The organism is Peribacillus sp. NPDC094092, from assembly GCF_050279365.1.
Lineage (GTDB): Bacteria > Bacillota > Bacilli > Bacillales > DSM-1321 > Peribacillus.
Map to the genome: position 1 here is coordinate 1,854,626 of NZ_JBNNUC010000001.1, position 6,000 is coordinate 1,860,625.

Annotated in this window: 6 protein-coding genes, 15 tRNA genes and 2 rRNA genes; 4 read left to right on the forward strand and 19 right to left on the reverse strand. The window is 41.6% G+C overall.

Annotation, left to right across the window (positions count from 1 at the left end; all coding sequences use genetic code 11):
• Positions 1-66 precede the first annotated feature (66 nt).
• Positions 67-366, reverse strand: a complete 300-nt coding sequence (locus ACQKNS_RS08840) for a hypothetical protein (RefSeq protein WP_427642080.1) — start codon at positions 364-366, stop codon at positions 67-69.
• 362 nt (positions 367-728) lie between these two features.
• Between ACQKNS_RS08840 and ACQKNS_RS08845 the strand changes: the two genes are divergently transcribed.
• Positions 729-1,241, forward strand: coding sequence for a tyrosine-type recombinase/integrase (locus tag ACQKNS_RS08845; RefSeq protein WP_427642185.1), 513 nt, complete (start codon positions 729-731; stop codon positions 1,239-1,241).
• A complete protein-coding gene (locus ACQKNS_RS08850) occupies positions 1,232-1,426 on the forward strand; it encodes a hypothetical protein (RefSeq protein WP_427642081.1) in 195 nt (64 codons plus the stop codon). Before ACQKNS_RS08845 ends, ACQKNS_RS08850 begins: the two co-directional genes overlap by 10 nt.
• Positions 1,427-1,654: 228 nt before the next feature.
• On the opposite strand, the gene glsA is transcribed toward ACQKNS_RS08850, so the two are convergent.
• A complete protein-coding gene (glsA, locus tag ACQKNS_RS08855; protein ID WP_427642187.1) occupies positions 1,655-2,596 on the reverse strand; it encodes a glutaminase A in 942 nt (313 codons plus the stop codon).
• 456 nt (positions 2,597-3,052) lie between these two features.
• On the opposite strand from glsA, the gene ACQKNS_RS08860 reads away from it, so the two are divergent.
• Together ACQKNS_RS08860 and ACQKNS_RS08865 are read left to right on the forward strand one after the other, a co-directional pair.
• The gene (locus ACQKNS_RS08860; protein ID WP_427642082.1) at positions 3,053-3,259 is read left to right on the forward strand and encodes a hypothetical protein; all 207 of its coding nucleotides are present in this window, start codon (positions 3,053-3,055) and stop codon (positions 3,257-3,259) included.
• Positions 3,260-3,658: 399 nt separating this feature from the next.
• Positions 3,659-3,949, forward strand: a complete 291-nt coding sequence (locus tag ACQKNS_RS08865) for a hypothetical protein (RefSeq protein ID WP_427642083.1) — start codon at positions 3,659-3,661, stop codon at positions 3,947-3,949.
• Between the two features lie 259 nt (positions 3,950-4,208).
• Here ACQKNS_RS08865 and ACQKNS_RS08870 read toward each other — a convergent pair.
• The 17 genes from ACQKNS_RS08870 to ACQKNS_RS08950 form a co-directional block, all read right to left on the reverse strand.
• A tRNA-Leu gene (locus ACQKNS_RS08870) sits at positions 4,209-4,289 on the reverse strand.
• Positions 4,290-4,297: 8 nt separating this feature from the next.
• Positions 4,298-4,371: transfer RNA gene (locus tag ACQKNS_RS08875), tRNA-Cys, on the reverse strand.
• Between the two features lie 8 nt (positions 4,372-4,379).
• Positions 4,380-4,454 (reverse strand) — tRNA-Gly (locus tag ACQKNS_RS08880).
• A 3-nt stretch (positions 4,455-4,457) separates the two neighbouring features.
• Positions 4,458-4,532: transfer RNA gene (locus tag ACQKNS_RS08885), tRNA-Gln, on the reverse strand.
• A gap of 35 nt (positions 4,533-4,567) precedes the next feature.
• Positions 4,568-4,643, reverse strand: a tRNA-His gene (locus tag ACQKNS_RS08890).
• Positions 4,644-4,660: 17 nt separating this feature from the next.
• Positions 4,661-4,734 (reverse strand) — tRNA-Trp (locus ACQKNS_RS08895).
• An 11-nt stretch (positions 4,735-4,745) separates the two neighbouring features.
• Positions 4,746-4,829: transfer RNA gene (locus ACQKNS_RS08900), tRNA-Tyr, on the reverse strand.
• 16 nt (positions 4,830-4,845) lie between these two features.
• Positions 4,846-4,921 (reverse strand) — tRNA-Thr (locus ACQKNS_RS08905).
• A 7-nt stretch (positions 4,922-4,928) separates the two neighbouring features.
• Positions 4,929-5,004, reverse strand: a tRNA-Phe gene (locus tag ACQKNS_RS08910).
• Positions 5,005-5,015: 11 nt separating this feature from the next.
• A tRNA-Asp gene (locus ACQKNS_RS08915) sits at positions 5,016-5,091 on the reverse strand.
• A 5-nt stretch (positions 5,092-5,096) separates the two neighbouring features.
• Positions 5,097-5,170, reverse strand: a tRNA-Met gene (locus ACQKNS_RS08920).
• A 103-nt stretch (positions 5,171-5,273) separates the two neighbouring features.
• Positions 5,274-5,349: transfer RNA gene (locus ACQKNS_RS08925), tRNA-Val, on the reverse strand.
• 15 nt (positions 5,350-5,364) lie between these two features.
• Positions 5,365-5,439, reverse strand: a tRNA-Glu gene (locus tag ACQKNS_RS08930).
• Positions 5,440-5,448: 9 nt separating this feature from the next.
• Positions 5,449-5,540: transfer RNA gene (locus ACQKNS_RS08935), tRNA-Ser, on the reverse strand.
• Between the two features lie 5 nt (positions 5,541-5,545).
• Positions 5,546-5,620 (reverse strand) — tRNA-Asn (locus tag ACQKNS_RS08940).
• Between the two features lie 9 nt (positions 5,621-5,629).
• Positions 5,630-5,745 (reverse strand): 5S ribosomal RNA (rrf, locus tag ACQKNS_RS08945).
• Positions 5,746-5,864: 119 nt separating this feature from the next.
• Positions 5,865-6,000: ribosomal RNA gene (locus tag ACQKNS_RS08950) — 23S ribosomal RNA — on the reverse strand; the annotation flags it as partial.

Below are 6,000 nucleotides of genomic sequence, written 5' to 3' on the forward strand. Positions count from 1 at the left end.
CCTTACGTCTGGAATCCTTGTTGCCCTGAACTTCTAATTTACGGTTGATCCATAGGAACTCTGCTGCTATTCCAAGTGTTCAATGCATTCAACCGTATATTCGCTAGGTTCCATAACGTTTTCTTCAATACCAAACCCACTGGAGGAGTGACTATCATTAGCGCTATCTTTACAATCGTTCACCAAAGAACTTGCTGGTTTCTCTTCTTGATCGCTCATCTCTTCAAAATAAACTGATTTCTCGTTATGACGCCCGCTGTCTGTCTTTTCATTCTCCAAGTCAGCGAACATGAACATACAGTAAAAAACCGCAACCATAATTGCCATAGTAAATAACCTTGACATTAAAGGCAGTAACTTTTTCAATATAACTAAACCTCTCTTCATCGTGGCTTACTCAACCCTGTTAATATCCTTCAAAACATCAGTTTAGAAAAATATTCCTATAGATTCATTATATCAAGTTCCGGAAGTTTTTAATGCCATTTTTCAACCTTAATATGAAAAAACAACTAAAAAACTCCGAACCCTTAAAAGTGGACAGTCCAAAAAATATCAATAGACACCTTACATTGACTTCCATCCTTTTCAAGTGTTACTCTTAAATTAATAAAAAAGTATACATTCAAAACACTGATACCATTAGCGTGAAATAAGGGTGATCTCATTTGCCAAAAGAACATTTAATTGACGTTCAACCAATCAGATCATTGGAAAAATTAGATGATATGAAATGGTCACTGAAGAGACATTGCAGCGAGAGAGACTACATATTGTTCTTGTTAGGCATCAATACCGGATTGCGTGTGTCTGATTTATTATCGCTGAAAATAAAGGACATTAAAGGTAAGATGGAGATCATCATCAAGGAAGGCAAAACAAAAAAGCCTAGAATGATCCAGCTTAATAATGTATGTAATGAATTGGCAGCCTATATAGCCACCATCGATGGTGAATGGCTATTCCCCTCACGCAAGGGCGATAAGCCAATTAGCAAGATACAAGCCTACAGACAGCTTAATAAAGCAGCGGACATGGTGGACATCGAGGGCGTCGGTACCCATACCATGCGGAAAACGTTCGGGTACTGGCACTATAAACGAAGTAAGGACCTTGCTGAATTACAAACGATCCTTAATCATCCACATCCTGAAATTACACTAAAGTACATTGGGATTGCTGATGGAGGAACAGAGGACAGCTTAAATGATATTAAGGGAGGACGGAAGAAATGTCACTGACTGAATACAATGCAAAATATGAATCTATCATTCGAAGCAATATTTCCGATAGGCAAAAAGCATTGAAATTAGCTGATTTAATGACCGATATGGAAGGCCAGCTAAGAAATGACATCGGGGAACATCGGAATAAAGAGGTACATGCATTATATAAAAAAGTATCTCTCCTATCCAACTTGTTATGATCACCTTAAGACCCTTGCCGTATGTGCAGAGGTCCTTTTTTCCCCCTGAAAGTGAGTGTTTCTTTAAGGCTTAGATTGGACCTCATTACTAATCCTCCTGTACAATCGTAACTGATAGGCCTTTTCCTGCAAAACCCCACCAAACATCTCTTCCTGTCTCTCTATTGCACAACATCCGAATTAAAAATAACTTGATTCATATCATCACTCATCGCTAATGGTCAATGTTTAAAAATTAAACATACTTAAAGAATACTTTTTCGCCATCATTTCCAAGATTTTTATCCCGGCAACGCTGTTCCCCCTCTCATCAAGCGCCGCGCCATAAATTCCAATCCCACATTTACCGGGGACAGCCCCCATGATTCCCCCTGACACACCGCTTTTAGCCGGTATGCCAACATTGATGGCAAATTCACCTGATGCGTTATACATGCCGCAAGTAACCATGAATGTCTTGCAAATACGGGCAATGTCCCCGGGGATGATTTGCTTTCCCGTCAACAAATCTTTCCCATTCATGGCCAGCACACAGCCTATCCTCGCCAAATCCTGGCTGTCCATTTCAATGGCACACTGCTTCGAATACAATTCGATTAATTCCTCCACATCCTCATTTATTACATTATGCTGCTTTAGAAAATAGCTTAACGACCTATTTAAGTCTGCTGTATGGTATTCTGACCGGGCAACATCTTCATTAAAACCAATCGTGGGATTTTGCGTCAATTCCCGGATAAAATCTAAAATACGCTTAAATCGTTCATTCACACTGTCACCTGCAATCATATGGGTCACAGTCAATGCTCCTGCATTGATCATCGGGTTTAACGGCTTGGATGGCTTGTTTGTCTCTAACTTGGCAATCGAATTAAAAGGGTCACCTGTGGGTTCTTTGCCTACATAGGAAAAAACATATTCTTCCCCTTTTTCCATTAATACAAGAGCAAGTGTCAAAACTTTCGATATGCTCTGCAGGGTCATTTTCCCACTTACATCCCCTGCACAATACCCTTTTCCGTCAGGATAGTAAATAGCAACAGATAAATCCCCAGGATTCGCCTTTTCAAGTGCCGGTATATAGTCTGCCACCTTTCCTATATTTGTATATTCTTTTGCCTGATCGACCAGTTGCTGTAGCTCGTCATTGGACTTGCATTGACATCCCATATTGTTCACAATTTGCCGCCCCTTAGAAAATTTGTTATTTGAAGTACTCTTAAATAGTGGTTTTTTATTTATTACCATATTTCATTGATATTATTTAAAAAAATTACGAAGCGGAAAATAAATAGCAGGAAGGTTAAAGGAGGTACTTTCCTTGTTGACGGGACTAGTTCATCATGTTCAACATGAAATTTCTAACAACACAATTAACGCGGCACATGATTCTGAATTGCTTTGGTCGTGTTAAAGCCAAAGACACACAACAACATATACGGGCAACGATCAAGCAGTAAGACAGCCAAGTTAACATCACGGGAAGAATCAGGAACAAATTCTGTTCTTTAAAGAAGATTTAATTGAAAAAAGAAGGAATTAGACGCTCTCAGACGGAAATATAGACCATACGAATATCATTAAGCTTTCATTGTATTTCACACTTGATGGAAAGTAGGAAAAGCCATGGGAAAATCGAAGAGTTTACAAGAAATCTATAACGCCAACCGTCCAGAAAATAATGAACTTTTCCGAGCAATACAACAGCATCTACAATTGAAGCATCCAGACAAACGAATGACAGCTACGAGAACATTGCAAATAATTGTGGCTGATAGTGTTTCATTCGGCGAGCTGCGTAATGTGGAAGCCCGCCTTCTTCACAGTCAATAAGGATCTGTTTTTATAAGTTCTTTTTAAACACAGATAGGATCTCCTCAATGAAAGAACTTCTAAAAAAATTCTAAAACATTCGGCTTAATCGTGCCACTTGTGACACTGACTTTTTTAAGCAGCTATTTTTTGGATGCTTAACCAGAACTAGCAGACAAGCTTGAATCAACATGTCACATGTAAGTTGGTCGTTTCGCAATCTCAGCAACATTTATTCTTTTTTGCTTTTTACGCTTCGGTGCAATGATTTTTACCTTTGGAAAACAACCTGTTTCATACAGATCTACTTTCAATTGGTGAGTTAAAATGCTCATAAGATAAAGATTGACAACATTTTTATCGTGACTCATACTAGAAGTGATATGATGACAGAATATTAAGAATAGTGGAGGGGTAAGTATGAATAAGATTTTCGTTCCTAACGCAATCGCCACTTTAACAAATCTTTTCTACAATTCGACTACAATGAATGAGTATTTAGCGATGAGAACCGCTCAATTCTACATTGAAGACCTGAAGCTACTGCAAGACGTGGAAGCTGTTGCCCTGGCAATCGAAAGTCAAAATGCTTTCGCTTTAATGTCTAAATTTAAATTATTTGATTATAAGGCTGCCGAAGAAATTGAAATCGCACTATCCTCTTCTGGCTATACGGAAGCGGAGCTAAATGCTATTAATATTGAAATCTAAATGGATTTATTTGAAACGAATGGAAAGAGTATTAACTCTGCCATTCGTTTTTATTTTCGTCGTTAGAAAAACATATTCTATACTATTGCTGATAAAATAATTATTTATTGGGGAATATTTCTTATGGCACCCCGCAATATCTATGACACATAAATTCATGTACCTATTTGTACATATGCTGTAGTGTGTCATAAACACAAAAAAGCTTCACACAATTATGTGTGAAGCTTTTGTAATAGCGAATCTTCGCTATTGGTGATACCGGTGGCCGGGGTCGAACCGGCACTCCAGAGGAACACGATTTTGAGTCGTGCGCGTCTGCCAATTCCGCCACACCGGCATGAATGTTGGAGGCGGCAACCGGAATCGAACCGGTGGTAAAGGTTTTGCAGACCTCTGCCTTACCGCTTGGCTATGCCGCCAACGTTTTTGGAGCGAAAGACGGGATTCGAACCCGCGACCCCAACCTTGGCAAGGTTGTATTCTACCACTGAACTACTTTCGCATATGGCTGGGCTAGAAGGGATCGAACCTTCGCATGACGGAATCAAAATCCGTTGCCTTACCGCTTGGCTATAGCCCATTAACGTTGTAATCATTATACCATGTTTTTTAAAATGGGGCGACTGATGGGAATCGAACCCACGAATGCCTGAACCACAATCAGGTGCGTTAACCACTTCGCCACAATCGCCATTATAAGATTGAAATTGGCAGGGGTAGTAGGAATCGAACCCACACTGGAGGTTTTGGAGACCTCTGTTCTACCTTTAAACTATACCCCTGTAAGAAAGAATGGTGGAGGGGGGCAGATTCGAACTGCCGAACCCGAAGGAGCGGATTTACAGTCCGCCGCGTTTAGCCACTTCGCTACCCCTCCGCATATGGATGAAACATGGTGCCGGCAAGAGGACTTGAACCCCCAACCTACTGATTACAAGTCAGTTGCTCTACCAGTTGAGCTACACCGGCACTACTATGGTGGCTCAGGACGGAATCGAACCGCCGACACAAGGATTTTCAGTCCTTTGCTCTACCGACTGAGCTACTGAGCCAAACAATAAAATGGCGGTCCCGACGGGAATCGAACCCGCGATCTCCTGCGTGACAGGCAGGCATGTTAACCGCTACACCACGGGACCATAGATTGCGGGGACAGGATTTGAACCTGCGACCTTCGGGTTATGAGCCCGACGAGCTACCGGACTGCTCCACCCCGCGACGGTAATAATGTTGCTATTATGAATCAAGTTTTCGTGTTGAGTGTTTCAATGGACTGAATAATCAATCCTTTATACAAAAACAACCTGATCTTCTTGAATAATGGTGGAGGATGACGGGATCGAACCGCCGACCCTCTGCTTGTAAGGCAGATGCTCTCCCAGCTGAGCTAATCCTCCAATATGTTGTCTAAATGGTGACCCGTACGGGATTCGAACCCGTGTTACCGCCGTGAAAGGGCGGTGTCTTAACCGCTTGACCAACGGGCCAGGTATAAATGGCGGAGAGCAAGGGATTTGAACCCTTGAGACAGGGTTACCCGTCTACACGATTTCCAATCGTGCTCCTTCGGCCACTCGGACAGCTCTCCAATAATGGCTCCGCAGGTAGGACTCGAACCTACGACCGTTCGGTTAACAGCCGAATGCTCTACCACTGAGCTACTGCGGAACAATATAAGCTTGGCGACGTCCTACTCTCACAGGGGGAAACCCCCAACTACCATCGGCGCTGAAGAGCTTAACTGCCGTGTTCGGAATGGGAACGGGTGTGACCTCTTCGCTATCGTCACCAAACAATGTTAACTTTTTTTCAAGACATATATTATTATAACGTCTTTTTGAGAAAATGCAAGAAGAAATTTTCATTCCTTCAAAACTAGATAATAGGAAGGTATTTCATTTTTCAAAAAGCGTTGGTTAAGTCCTCGATCTATTAGTATCAGTCAGCTCCACATGTCACCATGCTTCCACCTCTGACCTATCAACCTGATCATCTTTCAGGGATCTTACTAGCTTGCGCCATGGGAAATCTCATCTTGAGGGGGGCTT

Coding starts and splice junctions, on each gene's coding strand:
- ACQKNS_RS08845 (WP_427642185.1), top strand. CDS start 729: ATGAAATGGTCACTGAAGAGACATTGCAGCGAGAGAGACTACATATTG.
- ACQKNS_RS08850 (WP_427642081.1), top strand. CDS start 1,232: ATGTCACTGACTGAATACAATGCAAAATATGAATCTATCATTCGAAGC.
- glsA (WP_427642187.1), bottom strand. CDS start 2,596: ATGGGATGTCAATGCAAGTCCAATGACGAGCTACAGCAACTGGTCGAT.
- ACQKNS_RS08860 (WP_427642082.1), top strand. CDS start 3,053: ATGGGAAAATCGAAGAGTTTACAAGAAATCTATAACGCCAACCGTCCA.
- ACQKNS_RS08865 (WP_427642083.1), top strand. CDS start 3,659: ATGAATAAGATTTTCGTTCCTAACGCAATCGCCACTTTAACAAATCTT.